Source organism: Bradyrhizobium sp. JR3.5, assembly GCF_054057015.1.
In genome coordinates, this window is the sequence record NZ_JBSRYV010000002.1 from 5,256,907 (window position 1) to 5,278,424 (window position 21,518).

Annotated in this window: 13 protein-coding genes and 3 pseudogenes; 5 read left to right on the top strand and 11 right to left on the bottom strand. The window is 59.9% G+C overall.

The window, feature by feature from the left end; genetic code table 11:
* Positions 1-14: 14 nt before the first annotated feature.
* Positions 15-164: a hypothetical protein gene (locus ACVWW1_RS42185; RefSeq protein WP_456660866.1), complete on the top strand. Its 150-nt coding sequence runs from the start codon at positions 15-17 to the stop codon at positions 162-164.
* 49 nt (positions 165-213) lie between these two features.
* Here ACVWW1_RS42185 and ACVWW1_RS42190 read toward each other — a convergent pair whose 3' ends face one another.
* Complete coding sequence (locus ACVWW1_RS42190) at positions 214-1,683, bottom strand: acetyl-CoA carboxylase biotin carboxylase subunit (protein ID WP_456659955.1); 1,470 nt, start codon at positions 1,681-1,683, stop codon at positions 214-216.
* 3,526 nt (positions 1,684-5,209) lie between these two features.
* Between ACVWW1_RS42190 and ACVWW1_RS42195 the strand changes: the two genes are divergently transcribed.
* Positions 5,210-5,380: a hypothetical protein gene (locus ACVWW1_RS42195; RefSeq protein ID WP_429164942.1), complete on the top strand. Its 171-nt coding sequence runs from the start codon at positions 5,210-5,212 to the stop codon at positions 5,378-5,380.
* Positions 5,362-5,781 (top strand): DUF7694 domain-containing protein, encoded by a 420-nt coding sequence (locus ACVWW1_RS42200; protein WP_456659956.1) that lies wholly within the window; start codon positions 5,362-5,364, stop codon positions 5,779-5,781. Before ACVWW1_RS42195 ends, ACVWW1_RS42200 begins: the two co-directional genes overlap by 19 nt.
* Positions 5,782-6,548: 767 nt before the next feature.
* Here the strand turns inward: ACVWW1_RS42200 and groL are convergent.
* Positions 6,549-8,189, bottom strand: a complete 1,641-nt coding sequence (groL, locus tag ACVWW1_RS42205; RefSeq protein WP_456659957.1) for a chaperonin GroEL — start codon at positions 8,187-8,189, stop codon at positions 6,549-6,551.
* 85 nt (positions 8,190-8,274) lie between these two features.
* Positions 8,275-8,589, bottom strand: a complete 315-nt coding sequence (gene groES / locus ACVWW1_RS42210; RefSeq protein WP_429032979.1) for a co-chaperone GroES — start codon at positions 8,587-8,589, stop codon at positions 8,275-8,277.
* Positions 8,590-8,868: 279 nt separating this feature from the next.
* Between groES and ACVWW1_RS42215 the strand changes: the two are divergent.
* Positions 8,869-9,127: pseudogene (locus ACVWW1_RS42215) on the top strand (FkbM family methyltransferase); the annotation flags it as partial.
* A gap of 1,155 nt (positions 9,128-10,282) precedes the next feature.
* Here ACVWW1_RS42215 and ACVWW1_RS42220 read toward each other — a convergent pair.
* The 3 genes from ACVWW1_RS42220 to ACVWW1_RS42230 form a co-directional block, all read right to left on the bottom strand.
* On the bottom strand, positions 10,283-10,408 hold the full coding sequence (locus ACVWW1_RS42220) for a hypothetical protein (RefSeq protein ID WP_456659958.1): 126 nt from the start codon (positions 10,406-10,408) through the stop codon (positions 10,283-10,285).
* Between the two features lie 1,743 nt (positions 10,409-12,151).
* Positions 12,152-12,454, bottom strand: a complete 303-nt coding sequence (locus tag ACVWW1_RS42225) for a hypothetical protein (protein ID WP_456659959.1) — start codon at positions 12,452-12,454, stop codon at positions 12,152-12,154.
* Positions 12,455-12,738: 284 nt separating this feature from the next.
* Complete coding sequence (locus tag ACVWW1_RS42230) at positions 12,739-13,962, bottom strand: IS701 family transposase (RefSeq protein ID WP_456659960.1); 1,224 nt, start codon at positions 13,960-13,962, stop codon at positions 12,739-12,741.
* A gap of 105 nt (positions 13,963-14,067) precedes the next feature.
* Between ACVWW1_RS42230 and ACVWW1_RS42235 the strand changes: the two genes are divergently transcribed.
* Positions 14,068-14,244 carry a hypothetical protein gene (locus ACVWW1_RS42235; protein ID WP_429032981.1) on the top strand — a complete coding sequence of 59 codons (177 nt, stop codon included), beginning with the start codon at positions 14,068-14,070 and terminating at the stop codon, positions 14,242-14,244.
* Between the two features lie 658 nt (positions 14,245-14,902).
* Here the strand turns inward: ACVWW1_RS42235 and ACVWW1_RS42240 are convergent.
* From ACVWW1_RS42240 to ACVWW1_RS42260, 5 genes and pseudogenes are all read right to left on the bottom strand, one after another.
* Positions 14,903-15,079 (bottom strand): annotated as a pseudogene (locus tag ACVWW1_RS42240) (branched-chain amino acid ABC transporter substrate-binding protein); the annotation flags it as partial.
* Between the two features lie 88 nt (positions 15,080-15,167).
* On the bottom strand, positions 15,168-15,929 hold the full coding sequence (istB, locus tag ACVWW1_RS42245) for an IS21-like element helper ATPase IstB (RefSeq protein WP_429032526.1): 762 nt from the start codon (positions 15,927-15,929) through the stop codon (positions 15,168-15,170).
* Positions 15,930-15,944: 15 nt separating this feature from the next.
* Entirely contained in the window at positions 15,945-17,483 is a 1,539-nt protein-coding gene (gene istA, locus ACVWW1_RS42250) for an IS21 family transposase (protein ID WP_429032529.1), read from the bottom strand.
* Between the two features lie 165 nt (positions 17,484-17,648).
* A pseudogene (locus ACVWW1_RS42255) lies at positions 17,649-18,609 on the bottom strand (branched-chain amino acid ABC transporter substrate-binding protein); the annotation flags it as partial.
* Between the two features lie 1,043 nt (positions 18,610-19,652).
* Positions 19,653-21,365 carry an MFS transporter gene (locus ACVWW1_RS42260; protein ID WP_456659961.1) on the bottom strand — a complete coding sequence of 571 codons (1,713 nt, stop codon included), beginning with the start codon at positions 21,363-21,365 and terminating at the stop codon, positions 19,653-19,655.
* Positions 21,366-21,518: the final 153 nt, after the last annotated feature.

The window sequence follows — 21,518 nt, forward strand, 5'->3', positions numbered from 1 at the left end:
CCGCGGATATGGAGATGGATGCACTCCCCGTCGATCGCGAACCTGACCGGTTCGCTCTCACCCGCAATGGTCAGGATTCCGCTACTGTCGCTGCGCTGGGTAAACGCGACGGGGGCAATCACCTGGTCTCGCAAATGGAGGCGGTAGCCCTGCTGGCTGGCTGAAAGCCACAATTTATGATCTACGCCGTCGACCTCGAATGAGTGATACACGTCAATTTCTCCAACTGCCGAGCGCTGAGTGAAGCTCGGGAACGGCATCGGCCGAGTCGCGCACCGGCTTCGTCAGGAGAGCCGCCGATGCCAGGAACGCAGACATTCCGGCAGCAGAATTGCCTGCTGCGAGATGCGGGTTTTCTTCAAGGTATCCCGTATGAAACTGACCGCCGAGAAATGCCTCGTCGGAAAGGATCCGGGCGAGCAAGTTTGCGTTGGTCTCGCACCCAAGTAGAACCAGTTCGCGAACCGCCCGATGGGCTTTCAGAGCAGCCTCTATGCGGCTTGGTGCATGCAGAATAATCTTGGCGAGCATGGGATCGAACGCGGGCGTGATGTCCTGACCTTGCATGATGCCACTGTCGATCCGTACGCCATTTGGATACTCGAGAAGAAGTACTTTGCCGGTGGCAGGAACGTATCCGCGTTCGGGAGCCTCCGCGTACAGCCTGAGCTCGATTGCATGCCCGCTTGAAACGATGTCGGACTGCGAGAATGCAAGTTCGCGGCTTGCTGCCGCATAGACCTGTTCGGCGATCAGATCGACGCCAGTGATCATCTCGGTCACCGGATGCTCGACCTGAAGGCGTGTATTCATTTCGACGAAGTAGAAATCTCCTTCGTTGAGGATGAATTCGACGGTTCCTGCATTCCGGTAGTTCGCTGCACGGGCGATGCCGACCGCGGTATCGCAAATTCGAGTCCGCAATTCCGGTGATAGCGCAGGCGAGGGCGTTTCCTCGATGATCTTCTGGAAACGGCGCTGCACCGAACACTCGCGCTCGAACAGATGGATCAGGTTACCAAAGGAATCACCGAGCACCTGTACTTCGATATGCCGCGGGCTTTCGATATATCGTTCGACATAGAGTCGGTCATCTCCAAAGTAGCGGCCCGCTTTACTGCGCGCCTGCTCGATGGCTGCCTCCAACGTATTAAGGTCGCGTACAATCCGCATGCCCTTGCCGCCGCCGCCGGCTGATGGCTTGACGAGCAAAGGAACTCCCATCGCCTGCGCTCTCGAAACAAATGTCGCCGGATCATCTTCTTCGATGGCACAGGGCGCGACTGGAAAGCCGTTGCACTGAGCGAAATTGCGCGCGCGGATCTTGTCACCCATCAGTTCGATAGTTTCTGGAGCGGGACCGATGAACGCGATACCGGCCTTGATCACCGTCCTGGCGAACTCCGCATTCTCGGAAAGCAGCCCATAACCGGGATGCAGCGCGCCCGCGCTCGCCTTGTGGGCGGCCGCGATGATCTGCGCAATGTCCAGATAACTTGCGATCGGCGTGTGGCCGCTGATCGGAATCGCCAGGTCGGCCATGGAGATGGCGGGGGTCTTCGCGTCAACCTCGTGGTAGACAATTGCAGAACGTAGTCCAAGCTTGCGTAACGTTTTGACGATGCGAGCGGCTATCTCGCCCCTGTCGGCGATCAGAACTGTATCGAAGGGCAATTTGTGCATTTGCCTATCCGGATGAGCGCGATGGGACCAGAGCGTCCGTCAGTTGTGAGCGGCCGTGCTCGTCGCCCCGCCCGGCCTCGCGTGACCGTCCTGCAGGTTCAGCCAGGGCCGTTTCCGGGCGTGAGGCAAGCGAACAGGCCGCCCGATCCTTCACTTCGAGTCGCTGTTTTTCTTGCCAGTATCTCGCGAGGAGATCACGTAGCGACATTGCTGACTGAGGCTCGCGTGCTCCGACCTGAGACAAGCACTGATAGCGACGTGATCCGGTATGTGCTTGCTGCAAAGGCGGAACACGTCCTCCATACAAGCCTCTCTCTCCTCGGCGGTCGCGGCTTGATCGCGAGCGTTTACCTGCTCCGGGATTACAGCTGTCACTGCGACAGCAAGAGCGATGGCGCAGCAGGTTTTGAGGAGCGAAGCCAAACAGGGCCGTTGGTCTTGAGTCATGTCATTCCTTCAGTTGGTGGGTCTGCGGTATTCGCTTTCCTGCGTGAAGCGCAACATGGTCTGTCAATCGGGCCACAAACGCGCGTGCTGGTTGGTGCGATGCCTGCGAGTTCCCGTTTCGCGGACCTAACCACGCACGGCGCTGGTCATCTGTGCCGGCACGACAGGATCTCCCTTCCGTAGTGGGGGCCTAGCCCCGGCCAGACGGGACACACTGGCAGCTGAGCTGGCCGAGTAAGCGATCATTTGAGCTTCCGGGTGACTGTGCGGTCGGTCTGGCATGCCTAGATGTTCTGAGGCATTGATTGGGCGTGGCACGGCTCAAGGTATTTGGGCTCAGCCGACCCGCCAGCCGACGAGTTAACGCCATAGCTGGCGCGACGCGGGATCGAACAAGACGTGCGGCCGGGACCGGGGTATATCGAGGCGGAGAGATGAGGCAAAAGCTAGGTGGGCTCAAGCGATTGTTGATGATGCTCCTGATCGTGCAGAGCGAACCCTGATGGCGCGCCTCCAGGTCATGTCTGGTGTAGTCGGCCTGTACTCTACTTGATGTGAGCGGCGAGTGGGATTTCTGAGAAAGAGCCTTTGCCGAGCGTGCGCTCCGGCGCGGCGACTGTGATGGGAACGCCTCCCGTGGAGATCTCGAGACGCGCGGTTTCGTCCAGCAGCGACGGAAGCAACCTCCGATAAAGTGTAGACAAGCGCGCATTCGCAGAAGCTTATAATCCTGAGTGAGCTGAGCTTAGATGTTTGACACATTCGCAATTCTCATTACCTGTCAGGAAGCGGCTGGATCTCGGAGGCGGTCCCGACTTGTCCAGGATCGTACAATCTGACGCTAGGTGCGATTCAAGTCCATTCTTGGGTCAAATCGTCCGAGGTTGTCTGGGGTGTGCACATTGCGAGCCTCGGCTGCGACGCCGAGTCTTTGCGTTTTCTGAACGGCCGTGACTGTATATGGCGCGAGGCGGCGCAGGCAAAAGCCAGCGCGTAGCATTGGGCAATTGCCGACTTGGACAACCGGGGCCACCAGGCCTTACGTGATTATACGGAGCGCCGGTGTCGCATTTTTTTGATCTACGAATTGCATGCTCATGGCATGAATCCGAAAAGTAAACTCTACCAGCCCGACCACTGGCGAGGCCGCGCGGAAGCAACGCGAAAGAAAGCCGAAGCGCTCGCGTACGGTAAACCTAGAGACAGGCTTCTTAAGATTGCCATTGAGTACGACAAGCTGGCTCGGCGTGCCCAGCAGTGGCAGACGCGCAGCAACGAGGACGAAGCATGGTCCGAGCGAGAGTTGTAGAGCTTCGCTGCGCCTCGGGGCGCTTCTTCCTGGTTCAGTTGCGGACGCGGAGAAGGACGAATGGCCCAGAATCAAGCTGGCTGGTATATCAGCTCGCCAATTCGAGACATCTGCGTCATGCCTCCGGTTATCTGGGTCGCGGCGCATTCATATCCAGCTAACCGCGCCAAGCCTGGACCGTAAACCAGACCTGTGAAAGAAGTCTCCACTGCTAACTGACGGTAGGCATATTCGTCAATTGGATCGTTGAAGTCGGGATATGCGAGAGGCATCAACAAGCCATCGCCGACCCGACGCAGCATTTCTTGTGATTTGTCAGTTCTGCGAGGTTCTTTCACTCATAAGAGCGCTGCGATGGTCCAGCAAATGCCGGCCCAGAGCAGCGCATTCAGGAGGAACGCGGCCAGCGGCCACAGATTCCGTCGCCGTTGCGCCTGCAAACAACGGCAATCGGCGCCGTACGGCTTGATGATTGGGTGCTTTGGTGCGCGCCAATGGGTCATTGACCACGTGCCGCGCTGGTCCACGGAGAACGGCTGGTTTTTGGATGCATCGTATCATTCATAAGTCCGCAGTCTTCTTTTCAAGGCTAGGGTTGTCGGAATCTTGTCTATTGCGGGACGTGCATCCAGCCGATGATATTGCCGCGCAGCGTCGGTCAGGGGACGTGCCACGACAATCGATGAGTGCTCGGCACTGCATCGCTCAGGACTAAACAAATAGCCCATTGTGAGTGATGCCTGGATATAGAGCCCCATTGGGTTCGCGCTTTTCACCACAGCAATCAGCATGCCATGAGCGGGGAAGTCCAGCACCGCTTTGACGCAACTAAGAAGCGTGTCTGTCGGGTTTAGCGACACGGATTAGCTGCCCATGGTCGGAGTTGCGACCTTGATGTCCGAAAGACAACACGGGGAACTGGCAGAAGGTGAGAGCTCGCTCGCGACATGCCAGAAACAATACGTTAGGAGTTGCATCGTAGTAACGCGGCAAAAGGTCAACCGACGGCACCGCAGTTGTAGTCCGTCGAGATAGACTAATCAGCTTCTCTCACCGCTACCTTATGCCGTCACTGAGATGGCGGGCGATCCCGGACGTTGTCGGCTCAATCAGGGATCCGTTATGCCAAACCGCCGCGGCCTGATGCGAGCCAGTTTTGATTTTGCTCTCGTACAAATCAATCGTGGTCACATAGATGACGCATTGGCACTGTTTCAGGTTCGACGAGCAGAGAGCTGTGAACGTCACAGAGTACTTGATGAAGCAGCAATATCGCCTTTGAGAAGCGTTACCCAGGATAGGCAGCCAAACGTGGTGCGAGCCCATAATGGAATGTAGAGCCAAAGGTCATTTTGGAGAGGCATGCCAGGATGGCAATCGATCTGTTGGCCATGAGGTGACGAGCCGCGATTCGCCGATTTCATATAATCAAGTGCATCTCCGCGAGATCCGAATGAGCGCGCGCAATGAACCTTGTGTTTCATGTGCGATAGCGCAACGGCAGATGGTCCCAGTGCTGAAGCGCGCTTTGTTCGGCGATGTGCGCTGGCGTCGATGAGCAAGGTGCTCCGCGTGGGGCTCGTTCGGTGATCGAGTTATCGGGCCGGCGTACCTGCGGGGTCTTCATGAGCGGGGAAGTCCACCTGTGAGCCGAGTCACTATCGAGCAGATCGTCGACGGTTTGCATTCAGGCAATCAAGGCGCCATGAAAGGGGTCGCAAGCTCCCTGGAACAGGGCGTGAGCGTCCAAAAACTAATGGAGAACGAGTGATGATGGACATCTGCGGCTTTCTCAGCAAATGGTTCGCTGAAGAATGGTACTGGAGCGCCTTGCCGAGGACCGAACCGACGCCGCGTGGTGAGCCGCGAGAGAACGTCATCTACGTCGACTTCAAGGCGATCAACGAGGCAAAGGAGGGGGCGTGCGGGCGCAGATCATAGAGAAGCTGGAAGCCGGCCGCCTACAATACGGCCAGTTTGCCAGCGTTCCAGCATCGGGCCCTTGCGGCATGTTCGTTGTGCAGGGGCCTTGCGGGTGTGAACTCAAGATCAGCGGATTAATCCGTCCTGGCTGGGAGCATGTCGCTGTCTCGACGCCGCGGCGTTGCCCGAATTGGGAAGAGATGTGCTTCGTCAAAGACCTGTTCTGGGATGAAGAGGAATGCGTGATGCAACTGCACCCGCCACATTCGCAGTATGTGAATAACAGCCGGTATTGCCTGCATCTGTGGAGGCCCACTCATCGGGACATCCCAATGCCGCCGCCGAGCTTTGTAGGCATCGTTGGGCTGGGACCATCGGAAGCGGCAATGTTGTTTGCGCGGATGAGCGCGATGGCATGATGAGGCAGGTCAACGATCGTCCGCATGGAAGGTCAGGCCGGGCGGGTGTAGAAGCAGCGGCGCGTCGCCGCCGGAAGGCGGCGCCGCAACAGGATATGTCGGGTTCTTCCGCCTGGTCTAACGTGCAGGGGTTCTCAGGCTAGCGAAGCAGGAGGCGATGACAGTACACTGATCCGGTTAAAGCGAGGTCTCGTGGCGGTCAGTCCCATTGTGGCCGGAACGATAGAATTGGGATTGGACCCTTGCTGCGTTAAACCAGTGTGCGGAGCCGCGCTGAATGCGGGCTTGGGAGCAACAATTGCATCCCACCGAGGACTCTGGCGTTGCCGCTTTTCCCAGGTGAGTGAAGGGCGTGCAGCAGGCTCGTGGCACATGTCTCAGCAGGGTTCTGCGAACCGGAGGAGGAGCCTCGATCAAAGCGACGGTGCTGGCTATCGACAATCGCTGGCTCGGCTGCTTCGGCTCTCGGCGCACCCCCACGTGGACGACCTGCACCATCCCGCCGAGTGGACCTTGGTGATTTCCCCGCATCGATCCTTACGAAATCCGGCTCGATCGATATCGGAGCGCTTCCGAACCACGACGCCACGCTGACCACACGGTACACGGCGTTCCCAACGACGAGTCACGCGCCGCTTTGCTCGCAAAAGACATCCCGGGTCGCCTGCCGATCCAGCTCAAAAAATGTCCGGATAGTTCGCTCGAAGTCGAAAAACCCTGGCATTCCTGCCAGGGTTCCGCATCTTTAGACGCTTTGACAGGCGGGATCAGAAGTCCATACCGCCCATGCCGGCGCCCGGAGGCATTGCGGGACCGGCCGCGGCCTTCTTCGGCAGCTCGGCAACCATTGCTTCCGTGGTGATCAGCAGGGCCGCCACCGAGGACGCGTTCTGGACCGCGATGCGCACGACTTTGGTCGGGTCGATGATGCCCTTGGAGACAAGATTGCTGTACTCGCCAGCCTGAGCATCGAAGCCGTAAGAGTACTGCTCGTTTTCGAGGACTTTGCCGACCACGATTGAGCCGTCTTCACCGGCGTTGATCGCGATCTGGCGGGCCGGCCAGGACAGCGCCTTGCGCACGATCTCGACACCGGTCTTCTGGTCGTCGTTCGTGGTGCGCAGGCCCTTGAGCTGCTCGGAAGCACGGAGCAGGGCGACGCCGCCACCCGGCAGGATACCTTCCTCGACAGCCGCGCGGGTCGCGTGCATCGCGTCGTCAACGCGATCCTTGCGCTCCTTCACCTCGACTTCGGTCGCGCCGCCGACGCGGATCACCGCGACGCCGCCTGCGAGCTTGGCGAGACGCTCCTGCAGCTTCTCACGGTCGTAGTCCGAGGTGGTCTCCTCGATCTGCGTCTTGATCTGGGCAACGCGGGCGTCGATGTCGGCCTTCTTACCGGCGCCGTTGACGATCGTGGTGTACTCCTTGTCGATTATCACCTTCTTGGCGCGGCCGAGCATCTGCAGCGTGACGTTCTCGAGCTTGATGCCGAGGTCTTCCGAGATGGCCTGGCCGCCGGTCAGGATCGCAATGTCCTGCAGCATGGCCTTGCGACGATCGCCGAAGCCTGGAGCCTTGACGGCCGCGACCTTCAGACCACCGCGGAGACGGTTCACAACGAGGGTGGCCAGGGCCTCGCCTTCGACGTCTTCAGCGACGATGACCAGCGGCTTGCCGGTCTGCACCACGGCCTCGAGCAGCGGCAGCAGCTCGTTCAGCGAGGAGAGCTTCTTCTCGTTGATCAGGATGTAAGCGTCGTCCATCTCAACGCGCATCTTGTCGGCGTTGGTGACGAAGTAGGGCGAGATGTAGCCGCGATCGAACTGCATGCCCTCGACGACGTCGAGCTCGGTCTCGAGCGACTTGGCTTCCTCGACCGTGATCACGCCCTCGTTGCCGACCTTCTTCATGGCGTCGGCGAGGAACTTGCCGATCTCGGCATCGCCGTTGGCCGAAATGGTGCCGACCTGGGCGATCTCCTCGTTCGAGGTGACCTTCTTCGAGTTCTTCTGGAGGTCCGCAACGACGGCTTCGACCGCGAGGTCGATACCGCGCTTCAGGTCCATCGGGTTCATGCCGGCGGCAACCGACTTGGCGCCTTCGCGCACGATGGCAGCCGCAAGCACGGTCGCAGTGGTGGTGCCGTCGCCGGCGGCATCGGCCGCCTTGGCAGCGACCTCGCGCACCATCTGGGCACCCATGTTCTCGAACTTCTCCTCGAGCTCGATCTCCTTGGCGACGGCGACACCATCCTTGGTGATGCGCGGAGCGCCGAACGACTTGTCAAGCACCACGTTGCGGCCCTTCGGCCCCAGCGTGACCTGCACGGCGTTGGCGAGGATGTCGACACCGCGCAGCATCCGGTCGCGCGCGTCTACTCCGAATTTGACTTCTTTGGCTGACATAAGGAATTCCCTCAGTTTTTATTTCTCTCATCCCTTCGGCGCGCCGGGCAGGCGCTCGCCGGAGGTGAGCTGTGCGAGCGCCGGGTCAGGCGGCCTTCTTCTTGGAAAACACATCGGTGAGAACGCCCATGATGTCGCTTTCCTTCATGATCAGCAGGTCTTCGCCGTCGATCTTGACCTCGGTGCCCGACCATTTGCCGAACAGCACGCGGTCGCCGACCTGGACATCGATCGGAATCAGCTTGCCAGTCTCATCGCGGCCGCCCGGGCCAACAGCGATGACTTCACCTTGCGAGGGCTTTTCCTTGGCTGTGTCGGGAATGATGATGCCGCCAGCAGTCTTCTCTTCAGCGTCGATGCGCTTGACCACGACGCGGTCGTGAAGCGGACGGAAATTCATACAGGCCTCCTGAGCGTTTGAACAACTTGGATAAGCAGATTGTGACCAGCCCGGTCATAGCAAGAGACAGGCCAAAGATGAGCGGACCAATCAGTGCCTGCGGTTCTGCTGAATCGCACACCTGGCCTGTGCGTGTGTTCGTTCGGAAATAGACGCCATCATGTACACAGTCAGCCAAGCTGTTGCGAAAATAACATTGCGTTTCGTCAACACAGCCACATTGACCCCACGGCTTTTTCGAAGATGGTAGTGGCGGCGGCTACATTGATCGGGGCTGCATGGTGCAGCGAAGCCAGGCTGAACACGGTCGATTTCACCTGGATGGATGTTCAGGGAGCCGAAGCCGATGTCGTCGCCGACGGCATGAAGACCTTGAACAACACCCGCTTCATCCACACGGAATATAGCGACCGCGAACTCCATGGAAGGGCGGCTGTCCCTGCAAGCCATTCTTGACCTGTTAGCGTCATTCGAAATGGCGGCCCATTATCCCCGCGCGGTGGAAGGTGATGTATTGCTCAAAAATACGCGCTTCTAGCGGCTACCTGGATCCGGCGCCTTATTAATCTCCGGAAGACTGACCAGCGCAGTCTGCCGCCCAAAGCTGCACAACGAGTGATCAATAAGGCGAACAAGTATCGATGGCCGGGACAGGCTCGCGACTGTCCGTTTTCGGCTGTCATCGCAAATCCCGCAGACCGCGTCCACGTGCGAGCGAGGTTTGGTGGGTTGCTGACAGTCACTTGCTTAGCGAGCCGGCACGAGCGACGACTTCGCGGTCAGCAGCCCGAGCTGTTTCAGATGCTTGGATCAACACTACCAGCTGGCACTCGAAGCGTTTAAGCGTCTGAACGGCTGCTGTGTGCTCTGGCCCTCTAGGAAGCTGCTGTACTGCTTCGAACAAATGCCAAAGCAATTGCAGCAGTTCTCGTAGCTCCTTGAGATGGGCCGATTTCGTCACGCGCTTGGTGTCGCTACTGTTGGCTCAATCGGAGAGCGAGCTGAAGCTTGTTGTTCAGTCCAGATCAAGATCGCCGTGAGGCGGTGCTGGAAAGATCGTCGTTTCTCATCGGAGGCAGCACGTCGCATGGCCTCTCGCCCGCGAAGCTCATGGGAGTGCGACAACATAGATGCCGTACCGCTGTAGTTGATGCTCACGCCGCGCCCTGGCTTCTCTCTTAGAGTCTTTCGAATGGGTTTGCATCTGCGGGACAAGTCGGTGGTAGCAAGCCTCATTTGATGGTCCTCTATCCATGCGAGCATAACTGCAGCAGCTGATGATCCTGCAGGCCCCTCGGCCCTGCAGGGACGAATTCATCTCCTGGCCCAGAGCTTGGCAAGGACCGTGCCATCGCCAGCTCAGTGCGAAAAAGGCATGTGAGGATGCTAGCTCGTCGATAGACCGCAAGGTCCGGGTTGTTGTAGATCTGACATGCCGGTCAGCGCTGTGCCTGTAACCGTCGGGACTGCGCTCATCTTTTGTATAGCCTTGATCATCGCCCTAACCTCTCGCAAGCCGTCCGCGAGCAAATTCGCCCGAACCAGAGATCTGAGGGCTGACAGGGCGTAAGTGGCGCTAACGGCATTGTTGACGATCGGCCTCCTTTCGGGAGCTTTTGATCACCAAGGCCGAAGGATCGTAATGGTAACGCGAGCCGGTTCTTGGCCAGAAAAGGCGGACTCACGGCGCTGGTCAGTCAGTTGAAAATCGCGGCAGCGGACGAGTGCCGCTAATCAGATGGGCTTGCGCCGCCACTTCAGCAAGATAGTCATCCATCGCGGTTCGCGCGACGGCGGCGCCAGGGTAACGGAAGTTCACGGAAATTCCGTCCTGCCACCGACTGACCCAAAGGTATGTCTCGCAAGCATCAGAACTACGACTGATCAGAAATCGTGTCCGCCATGCGGCCAGCAGTCTGACCCTGGCACCGTCCGATTGTCCATATAAGATACCATGAAGCGGTCGCGCAGTGCGGTGCCGAGCAACTCCATCGCTTTTCAAAATGACACCTGAGCGGTTTTCTTGGCTCGTTTTAGTTCGAGCCGGGCGGCGCGCTGCATTTCCGGCAACGTATCGGCCATCCGGAAACTCACTGGACTCGTCCCGACATACCATCCAACCGAACGCGACCGCAGATCGTATCGGATGTGAAACGGCGCAACGGCGTGGAATTGTTGTTTGGTTCGCCAGTGTCTCTCCGGCCAACGCCAGTGGTGCTACCGGACACGTAGCCGCTGATATTAAACGAGATGCCACTGCCGACCATGCCGGATGCGTTGCCGATGCCGTTGGGCGCTGCCCGTTGCGCCGACCGTAGCAGGAGGGCGGCAGACTGCACTGCGTTGCCGGCGAGGACCACGCAGCGCGGGCGCGGACCCCAGCGCGTTGTCGGTTGAGAGTGTCCACCCATTCCACCGAATCCGCGCGGCTGACGTTGCCGAGATCGATGCGTACGGCCTTGCTGCCGAAGGCAATCGTCAGCGCGTCGCGCGCCAGGGCGACACCTGTGAACGGCGAGCGTGCGTCGGCCCTCGTGCCGGTTCGGCACAGATGTTCGTTGCACGGTCCCTCGCAGCGGCAGGCTGGCCGGCCGCGATATGGCACCGAGTTGATCGCCAATGGGGTGGGGAACGGCAGCTGGCCGAGGCGTCTGCCGGCATCGGCAATCAACTGGCCCTGCACACTATACCGATGCGGCGGCAAAACGGGAGGTGGCCAGAACACCCAAGCAGCCCTTCATAGACGGCAAAAAAAAGCCCGGCCTCATCGAGGCCGGGCGGAAGTCAGTCTCGGGGAGCGAGGCTGCTAAGCATCGCGCCAGCTTCCATCGACAGAGGGAGGGCTGCCGACGGTTATTTGCGGTAAGGCTCTCACCGCAAACTCAAATTGCGAAAGGATCAATGTCGGATAAATCTGGCATCGTTTCTCCTCTTTGAAGACGATATTGATGGAATGCGGCTCAACACTGGCTCGTACAAGCTCGCAAGCGCGTATCCTTCGTTGTCCTCGCGGGACCGTTAAGGTGATTGGATGAGCGGAGCCGAATAGAGACAACCTGCAGTTGCGTCGGCAACGTGGCGCCCGCAGACGGCAGCAAGGCAGCATTCCCTGTAGACATCGTCCGGTGATGGGCTGCGAAGAGGCACCTTGTTCGCACGCGAGTACTCCGATCCCATTCGCGCGATCTCATAGGCGATGATTGGGGCACTGGCATTGCTCTCTGTTGTACACATTCGACCACATTGGCGTCTTCGTCTCACCAATGGCAGCAAACGGTAAGTCCCATTGTCAGCTACTTCTGAGATGGTACAACGTGACGCCACGTGCGATTCAAGCATGTTTGGTGTGACCCGCATACAATTAAAGCTGATGGCCTCTCACAGGCAGCTAAATGATCCGCGAGGGCCAGACCAGACCTGCGTGTCGCATTCTTTCTATCGATTGGCTTGTACCACGTGGCGCTCAAGGCACGTTGCACGTCATACTCTCTATGTGATCTCACATGTGTTGGTCTTTCCAGAAGCTCAAGTGCTCTCTGATTGGCGGCCCTAAATCGTCAAGTCACCATTTTGAAGCGTTAGCTATCCGAATGGCGCGGCCAGCGTTGACGATCTCATGACCATTTTTTTCAGGAGTGGACAGGATTTGTCCGAGCGCGACTCCGCACCGCAGGCGCTCGGCTTTGACACCCTGGAACCAATCCAGTGGACCAGCGATCGCCTCGTCAACCTGGGAGGGGTATCGTTCCAGCTTGACGGGCCCAGTTGGCAATGTGACCTGCAAATCAGGCTGCAATACAGATCCGATGTGATCATTCGTCCGAGAGCCGGCTCGAAGAGACACGCTCGATGTCGTGCCCGTCATGCCAGCTAGCTTATGTACGCGACGCTCCGATCTGTGGCAGGAATGGCACATTAACTGGGCCGCGAGACGGTTAGGTCGCTGCGTACGATGTTCAGTGGCGTAGAAAGTCCGGTCTGCGGTACAATCCTAGCATTACAGTTGCAATTTTTTCTTGAGATGGGCTTTGCGCGCAGTTGCCTGATGAGCCCTGCGCCAAAACGACCATGCGAGGACGCGGGCGTGCGGGATACGTCGCTGGTCTAGCTTCACGGCGAGGCGCCGGATTTCCTGGATCGACCAGCGGATCAAGAACGATGCTTCGGTCGGGGCCGCGGTCGCGTTTTTTTGAGCGATGGCCCGGTGTTGGCCCGGTGACGGATGGCAGCCATCATGGCGAAGGCAAGCATGACGAGTGAGACATGGCGATGCCAGCCATGCCAGGAGCGGGTTTCATTGTGATCAAGGCCGAACTCGTTCTTGGCGGTTTCGAAGCTGTCCTCGATAGCCCAGCGATGGCCTTCCACCGACGCCAGCTTCTGCATGGACGTGCCCTTGGGGCACCATGTGGAGAAGAAGGCCAAGCTGCCGTCGGCAATGTAGCGGCGGATCAGAAGACCCCGCGTCCATTCCCCGGCAAGCTCGTCGTTGTATTCACTGGCTTCAAGGTCGGCCAATTCGAGATAGGCCCAGTCGTGCCAGCGCGGTCCTTTGGTCCCGCCGCCGGACGACAGGCGGCGCCAGGCCTTTTTGGGAAGGCTCTGCGCGATCGCGGAGGCGGTGTCGGCGACAGGCTGCTGTTTGCCCCAGGAACGGAACACATGATTGGAAGCAACGCCCAGAACATAGCCTTTGCCCGCCTTGCGCAGTAGGGTTTCAGTCGCTCCCGTGCCATACACGCTGTCCGCCGCCACGAACGAGAACGGCACCTTTGCGGCGATCGCGCGAGCGATCATTTGATGCGCCATCTTGGGCTTCGTCGCAAAGCCCACATTGCTCGGCACATGCGCTGCCTTCAGGCGAGCGGGCTCGTCCGTCCATTCCTTTGGCAGGTAGAGCGCCCGGTCGATGAAGGCATGGCCATGCCGCGACACATAGGAGCCGAACACTCCGATCTGGCAATTGGTGATCTTGCCCGCCGAGCCAGTATACTGGCGTGCGACCCCGCACGAGGCCTTGCCCTGTTTCAAAAAGCCGGTCTCATCGATGACCAGGACCGCGTCCTCATCGCCAAGCGTCTCCAGTGCGTACTCACGCACAATGTCGCGCAGCGCGTCGGCATCCCAATGCCCTCGGCCCAGAATCGCCTGCTGGCGCCACGGGCCTGGATCGCCAGCCGCCTCCGCCCGCATCCAACCCGTCTTGCGCGGCTCGTTACCCAACAGTCCGTCGAGAAACTGCCACGCCGAGGCCGCGACCCGCTCCTGCGTAAACAGCGGACGGATGCGTTGCTTGGCATCTCGCAACGAGGAAGCCCACAGCGTCAGCGTATCTTCAACCGACGCACCACCAATCATCAGATCCCGAATCATGGTCACCCATGGATTCAGAACCCTCAATCAATTGCAACTGTAATGCTAGGCAAGGCGTGGGCTTGAGCCGTCGTTCGCGGTTACCCGATCGGATAGAGGTTCAACATGAATCATGCGGTTGGAACCCGCTATGAATTGTCGATAATGACAGATGAACAGCGTGAGTTGGCGCGGTGCAGACAGGAGATAGCGCGTCTCGAACAGCTGGTCGTGCAGCTTTCTGAACTCGTCTTGCGCAATGTCACGGAAAATGCCGAGGGCCGAAAGTCGCAATCTGGGTGACGCGCTCGGCCGTACACCGAATGATCGATCGGCAGATGATGGACGTTAGATTATGGCCATTGTGATCTGCAGCGCGGCGTCCCCCTGGGGGTAGGGGAGCGGCCCCGCCCTTGTTCTCCATGGGGCGGGGTCGCGTTATTTCCGGTCGAACCGCTTCGCGTATCGATGGAGATGAGCGATACGTGTCCCACGCAAGCATGTGGGTCTGCAGTCCGTCGAGCAGCCGACTCATCTTGCCGACCGCTCAAAGATCTGCATTGGCTAGGCAAGCCTAACAAGCTCCATTGAGTCCAACCCGTGAGGCGTTGAATCCGGAGGAGCGGACTGTGCATCGATCGGGTAAAGATACAACGATCAGCGTATGCACGCGGTGCTCGCTTAAGCGGATGGCGATCGGCGGATACCAAGCCCCTCGACGGCGAGCTTTGATATCTGTGCTGGATCGCTAACCCCGCTTGCGCCGATCTCGATAACTTTCTTTGCCACGATCTCGGCGATAGGGTCGTCTCGATCAACCAAGCAAAGCGAGTGCATAGGCCAAGCCCAGACATTCAATTTCTTCCGGCCGTAGCTTACTGCCCTGGAGTAGTCGATCGATCGGCATTGATCACCGCCCCCGGGGGACACGCCAGCTTCGATGGTGTCAGACTAAAATGTGTCAGAACGCGCTCGGGTTAGTCTCGCTATAGCCGCCCTTGTCGTCCCACCTATAAACGACATAGTCGAGCTGCTTGATGTCACCCTTGGCGTCGTATTCCAGATTTCCAATCACCGTGTCCCAGGAACCCGCTTTGATCATGTCCATCACCTTCCTCGGATCCGTGGTTGCGCATTTCGCTGATGGTGAGCGGCGATTTCAGCGCATCGTGAGCAGCTGTTTCGCGCGATGGTGAGCAGCCGCTTTGACCGACATGGTGATTGGTTCAGGGGTTTGAGGTGGCGTCAAGAGTTTGATTGCGGGCGTTCTGCTTTCGCATGCTTTCTCCGGTGAGTTGCAGGCGGTGAGCGTTGTGAACGAGGCGATCCAGGATGGCGTCGCCGAGGGTTGGGTCGCCGATAACGTCGTGCCAATGTTCAACAGGGACCTGGCTGGTGACGATGGTGGAGGCGCGACCGTGGCGATCATCGAGGATCTCCAGAAGGTCGCGCCGTTCGGGCGGATTGAGAACCGACAGACCCCAGTCATCGAGGATCAGGAGTTGAACGCGGCCGATAGTTTTGAGCAGCCGGCCATAGCGGCCGTCGCCGCGCGCCAGGGCGAGCGCCTCGAACAGGCGTGGGACGCGATGATACTGGACCGAACGGTTGTCGCGGCAGGCTTTGTGGCCGAGGGCGCAGGCAATCCAGCTCTTGCCGAGCCCGGTTGCTCCGGTAATGAGCAGGTTCTCGTTGCGGGCGATCCAGTCGCCGCCGACGAGTCTGGCGAAGACGGCGCGATCGATACCGCGTGGCGTGCGCAAATCGACGTCTTCTACGCATGCGCTTTGGCGTAGCGCAGCGAACTTGAGGCGGGTCGTGAGACGTTTGGTGTCGCGCTCGGCGGCTTCGCGATCGACCAGCAATCCGATGCGCTCCTCGAACGGTAGGGCGTCGAGATCCGGCGACCGTCGCTGCTCTTCGAAGGCTTTGGCCATTCCGGTCAAGCCAAGCGTGATCAGGCGTTCATGGGTGGGGTGTGTCAGCATTTGAGTCTCCCTGGTTCAGTGGAAATAGCCCTGACCGCGGATGTTGCCGTGGCGCAGGGGCTGGTGGTCGGACGTCTCGTCGAGGAAAGCGCGATCGAGGCCGCTCTTGAGGATCGAACGGATCGAGGCGACGGAGCGAGCCTTGATCAGGATGCCGCGTCGGCAGGCCGCATCGACGCGCGCATTCTCGTAGCTCCTGGCCAGCGACAGGATACCGAGGCAGGTGCGAAAGCCTTGCTCTGGATGCGGCCGGGCCTCGATGACGACCTGGAAGAACGCCGCGGTCGATGGACCGATCTTCTCGCCGGCGGCGATCAGCCCTCCGGGCGTCCACTTGCCGTAGCGGCGGTGGGAGCTCGGCATATGATCGGCGATGGTGGTATGGCCACGCCGGTTGGGCGCACGGGCGTGGCTGGCGATCCTCTGGCCCTTGTGGAAGACCTCGACGGTTTTGTCGGCGATGCGGACATCGACGAGTTCACGGATCAGGCGGTAAGGGGTGGAATACCAATGGCCGTCGATCTCGACGTGATAATCGGGAGCGACGCGGCAGCGCTTCCAGCGTGCAAAGACATAGGGCTGGTCCGGCAGCTCCCCCAGCTTGGGACGATCGATCTCGGCGAATAGTTCGGCCCGGCTGGAGCCGAAACCGCGCATTTGGCGGGCGTTGAGTTCGACGACGAGCCCGCGGATGGTGGCATTGAGCTCCGCCAGCGAGAAGAAACGCTGATTGCGCAGGCGGGCCAGGATCCAGCGCTGCGCGATCTGCACGGCGACCTCAACCTTGGCCTTGTCCTTTGGCCGCCGCGGTCGTGCCGCCAGGATCGCGGTGCCGTAATGGCCGGCCATCTCGACATAGGTTCGGTTGATCCCGGGATCGTAACGATCGGGGTTGGTCACTGCGGCCTTGAGATTATCGCAGACCACGAACTTCGGCACGCCGCCGAGATACCGGAACAGGCTGGCATGCAGGCCGATCCAGTCGGACAGGCTCTCGCTTGGGCAGGCCTCGGCGTAGGTATAGTTCGAGGCCCCCATCGCCGCGACGAACAGCTTCATCGCGCGCACTTCGCCGGTGATGGGATCGAGGATATCGATGGTGTCTCCGGCAAAATCGACGAACACCTTCTCCCCACCAATGTGGGTCTGACGCATGCTCGGCCGCGCCCGCTGCTTCCAGGCCTCGAAGGTCGTGCAAAACCAGGTATAGCCAAAGCCGTCCGGATTGGCGGCGCGATACTCCTCCCACAACAGCAGGCGCGTCACGCTGCGGCGGCGCAGCTCCTTCTCAACATAAGCCCAATCCGGTGCCGGGCGCCGGTCGCTTTGCGAGGCTGCTGCCGGCGCCGGGAACAGCAATAGCTCCAGGCCCTCGTCGTCCATGCCCTCCGGCAGCGGCCAGGTCAGCTCCGCAAGGCGGGCGCGACGCACGTAGCCATGAACGACGCCGTTGCTCACCCCCAACGTCCGCGCAATGACGCGCTCGGTCAGGCCCTGGTGCCTCAAACGTAGAACTTCTCGGATCCGGCGCATCGACAATCTCTCGGTAGGCATCAGGCTTCCTCATTGGCTGAATGAGAAACCCGTAGCCCGGTTGAGTTGTCGGCCGAAGCGTCCGGCACCGCCAAACGGTGCTCACGATCGTCTGAAATCGCTGCTCACGATCCTCTGAAATCGTTGCTCAGGATGCGCTGAAATCCGTGCTCACGATCCCGCGAAACGCGCATCCGTGGTGCCGGCTTTGGTTGCGGCTTGCATCCAGACCTGCACCGCAGCGTAGGTGTAGAGCGTGTAGCCCTCGGGGTCGATACTCCTGGCCCTGAATTTATTGACGATGGCAGCCGCCGTCGGCTTCTTGCGTGGGTCGGGCCCGAAAGTGAAGAGCGTGCCTGCTCCAGCTGCTCCCGAGATCGATGCAAATTCCTTGTCGGCCAAGGCGTCACCCGACATCAGTACGGTCTTCAGGCCCTGATCGCGCATTTGGCGCAGGATAAGGCCTGCTTCCTGGTGATAGCCGCCGACATAGACGAGGTCGATATTATCACGCTTCAGGCGCGAGACAATCGCATTGAAATCCTTGTCGCCCTTGTTATAGGACCCGTACATCTTCTCGATGATGCCGGCCTTGTTGAGGGCCGTCTTCGTCTCGTCGGCAAGCCCCTAAGTGGTCTTGTCGTTGAGAATGGCGATGTTCTTGCCCTTGAAGTGCTTGGTGATGTACTGGGCAGCAACCTGGCCCTGCTGGTCGTCGCGGCCGCAGACGCGCGCCACATTCCATAGCTTGCGCTCAGTGAATAGCGGGTTGGTTGAGGCGGGCGTGATCTGCAGGACGCCACCGTCCGCATAGGCTTCCCGAGGCCGGGATCGACGACGAAGAGCAAAAGTGCCCGGCAACGAATGGGATCTTGGCGGCGGCGATCTTCTCCGCTACCGATCGCGCCTGCTTGGGATCGCAGGCATCGTCCTCGATGTCGAGGGCGAGCGTCTTGCCGAGTGCGCCACCGGAAGCGTTGATCTGCTCCACCGCCATCTCGGCGCCGTTCTTCATTTGCCGCCCGAAGGCGGACTCACCCCCGGTTATCGGTCCAGCGACGGCGATGGTGATGTCCTCCGCCAATGCCCCGGTGGACAGCACAATCAATGCTCCAAGTGCAAAGCCGATCAGCTTGAGCGATTTCATGGATGGTCCTCACAGGGTCAACGCAGCAGCGAGTAAGCTCGAGCAGAGCAAAGCGAGCCCGGCAGCGGTCGGCGCCAGAAAGCAGCCGGAGATAAAGTCATGGTCGCGCATCATTCGATTGCGCTGCCATGACAGAGCAGCAACTCCTTGACTCGGTGAGAAAACCGTCCGTCCCGCCGAACCATATGGAGGATTGGGGGATCTATCGGCAGGCAGCTCATCGCTCGAAAACAGTACATGGACATTTGCCGATGCCGTTCCAGCAGAGCAATGAGCCGGGCGCGTAGGCAAGGGCAGAGAGCCGTATCAACGAGCAACGTCAACGTACAAGCGTTCGTCCCATCTCATCCTCGCAGCGCATTACCAATCTCATACCGCCCCGCTAGATCAACGCACACGGTTGCCTTAGATGGACACTAGCTGAATCGTGCGTCTAGGAAAGAAATAGGTCGGTCCGTAACGTACAGAGCTCGCCGCATCCGAAGCGCCGCCACGCGAGAGGGAGGCCGTCGGCCGAGACAGAGGTGAGGCGATCGCTCACACCGTCCGCGACCAGCGCGCTTGTTTCAAATGAAGGCAAAGGCGAGCAGGCTTGAGCAGAGGAGCGCGAAGCTGGTCGCGGTCAGTGCGAGGAGGCTGCCGGAGACAAGGTCATGATTGCGCATGAATCACCGCCTCGATTGCACCTATGAAGAGACACAGAGTGGCAGTTCGCTGCCCTGGGACTCGCAAGCAAATCATTAATCGATTCTGACTGCACTATTCCTGCTTCGTCTGGGTGATGGTATATTTTTGCAGCGCTATTGCTGCGTAGCTCGTTGAAATGCTGCGTGACAAGGTCGGATGGAGTTCGAAACTCCCAGAAAATGCATCAATGCTCGATTGGCACGTCAGACGAGGCTGGCCTTTGACCAGGAAATCGGATTCGCTGATAGCCGGCTCGTCACACTTTGAACTGGCCGCACAGTTTTGCCAGAAACTCAGCCTTCTCGATATTCGAGCACATCCGTCGGCGAAGGCTCCGGGCTCCCGGCAACCCGGGGCTACTTGGTCGGCCGCAGCGGTCGGCTACGTGCTTTTGCCGCGCTTGCCATCTCCGGCCGCGTTCCCGCCGTCGCATGCTCGGGCGTGTCGTCCTTCCAGCGTACCGAGCCGAATGGCCTCTCCAGCATGCGGCGCACGCGTACCGGCGCAGGGCCGATGTGGAACTGAATTGCCCGCTGTTCCAGGGTACGTTCCGACCGGGTCGAGCGGTTGCGCCAGCGCAAGTAGTCGAACCAGGTCGGAAAGTGATAGCGCTCGGTCCATAATTCGGGATCGGCAATGTCGCGCGCGATTGACCAGCCATAGGCGCCGTTGCGCTGGCGAGACAATTGCACGTCTTGCATGACGTTGTGAAACGCGCGGGCATTCTCCTGCGCAATCCGGTATTCGATCTCGACGACAAGCGGTCCGCTGCGTCCGGTCAAGGCGAGCCGTACTTCGGGATCGGCGAGCAGCTCAGCCTCCTCACCGCGCGCGCCGACACGGGGCATGGGCAGCCAACGGCCGATGAGTGGTGAGGCCAGCATCAGGACGGCCGCCACCAGCAGCGCGGTTTCAACTCCGGCCGCATCGGTCAGATGGCCCCAAGCCCAGCTGCCGACGGCAATCCCGCCCGAGCTCGCCGCCTGATAGGCTGCAAGCGAACGTCCGGTCACCCAGCGTGGCGCCGACAGCTGCACCCCAATGTTGAACACCGCCCATGTCAGCATCCAGACGGCTCCAGCCAGGACCAGTGCCGCCGCGGTCAATACCGGTTGGCGGCTGAGCGCGACGGCGGCCATCGCCGCGCCCATGGACAACGCGCAGGCGCGAATCGCGGCCTCGCCGCTCATCCGCCTGCGGATCTCGGCAATGTTCAGCGCGCCGACCACGGCACCCAGGCCGAAGGCGCCGAGCATGATGCCGTAGGTCTGGGCGTCGCCATGCAAGACATCCCGCACCACCAGAGGCATCAGCGCAGTGATCGCGCCGCCGCCGACGCCGGTCACCAGAGTGCGAAGCAGCACGACCTTGATCGATGGCGAATTGCTGATGTAGCGCACGCCAGACACCATCGCGCGGCTCAATCTTTCGGGCGGCAGGCGTGAAGGGGCGCTGACGCGTTTCCAAAGGAATAACGCGGCGATCAGGGGCAGATAGAGCAACGTGTTGAGCGCGAATGCGGCCACTGCACCGGCGCTAGCCACCACCACGCCGCCGATCGCCGGGCCTACGCTCCGTGCGATATTGTAGCTGATGCCATTCAGCGCGACGGCCGCAGGCAGCTGCGCTTCCAACGGCACTTGTTCGCTTACCGATGATTGCCAGGCCGGTCCCATCAGCGCCATGCCGCTGCCGACAACGAAGCAGAGTACGAGCAAGACGTTCGGTGTGGCCAAGCCAAGCCAGGCGGCTACCGTCAGGCCGGTTGCGCCGGCGAGCGCGATGCCAAGCGAAACCAGCGCCACGACGCGGCGATCATACATATCAGCGATCGCGCCCGCTGGCATCGAGATCAGCATCACTGGCAGCAACAGCGCGGTCTGCACCAACGCGACCTTGTCAGCCGAGGACGTCATCTGCGTCATCGCCCAGGCTGCACCGACACCTTGAATCAAGCTGCCGATATTAGACAGGAGGCTCGCAAGCCAGATACGGCGGAACGTCGCGTGCCGCAGAGGCGCCGTGATGCCGTGGGCGCTACGCGACTGGACTTTGGCTGAATCGGTCATGTCGGATCGTGATGATCTACCATGATTTGATTCTGGTGCGGATCACAAGGATGTTCCCGGCGCGATATCGCGACCCCCGCATGGTCGTGAATGAGACGCGCCGATCGCATAACGGTGTTCTGCCGGCTGCCGATCCTCTATTCCAGTAAGAAC

Bases quoted from the DNA above. Each gene is read 5' to 3' on its own strand.
- ACVWW1_RS42185 (WP_456660866.1), top strand. From the start codon at position 15: ATGGATGCACTCCCCGTCGATCGCGAACCTGACCGGTTCGCTCTCACC.
- ACVWW1_RS42235 (WP_429032981.1), top strand. From the start codon at position 14,068: ATGAATCATGCGGTTGGAACCCGCTATGAATTGTCGATAATGACAGAT.
- ACVWW1_RS42260 (WP_456659961.1), bottom strand. From the start codon at position 21,365: ATGACCGATTCAGCCAAAGTCCAGTCGCGTAGCGCCCACGGCATCACG.
- istB (WP_429032526.1), bottom strand. From the start codon at position 15,929: ATGCTGACACACCCCACCCATGAACGCCTGATCACGCTTGGCTTGACC.
- groES (WP_429032979.1), bottom strand. From the start codon at position 8,589: ATGAATTTCCGTCCGCTTCACGACCGCGTCGTGGTCAAGCGCATCGAC.
- ACVWW1_RS42225 (WP_456659959.1), bottom strand. From the start codon at position 12,454: ATGACGGGCACGACATCGAGCGTGTCTCTTCGAGCCGGCTCTCGGACG.
- istA (WP_429032529.1), bottom strand. From the start codon at position 17,483: ATGCCTACCGAGAGATTGTCGATGCGCCGGATCCGAGAAGTTCTACGT.
- ACVWW1_RS42195 (WP_429164942.1), top strand. From the start codon at position 5,210: ATGATGGACATCTGCGGCTTTCTCAGCAAATGGTTCGCTGAAGAATGG.
- ACVWW1_RS42190 (WP_456659955.1), bottom strand. From the start codon at position 1,683: ATGCACAAATTGCCCTTCGATACAGTTCTGATCGCCGACAGGGGCGAG.
- groL (WP_456659957.1), bottom strand. From the start codon at position 8,189: ATGTCAGCCAAAGAAGTCAAATTCGGAGTAGACGCGCGCGACCGGATG.
- ACVWW1_RS42230 (WP_456659960.1), bottom strand. From the start codon at position 13,962: ATGATTCGGGATCTGATGATTGGTGGTGCGTCGGTTGAAGATACGCTG.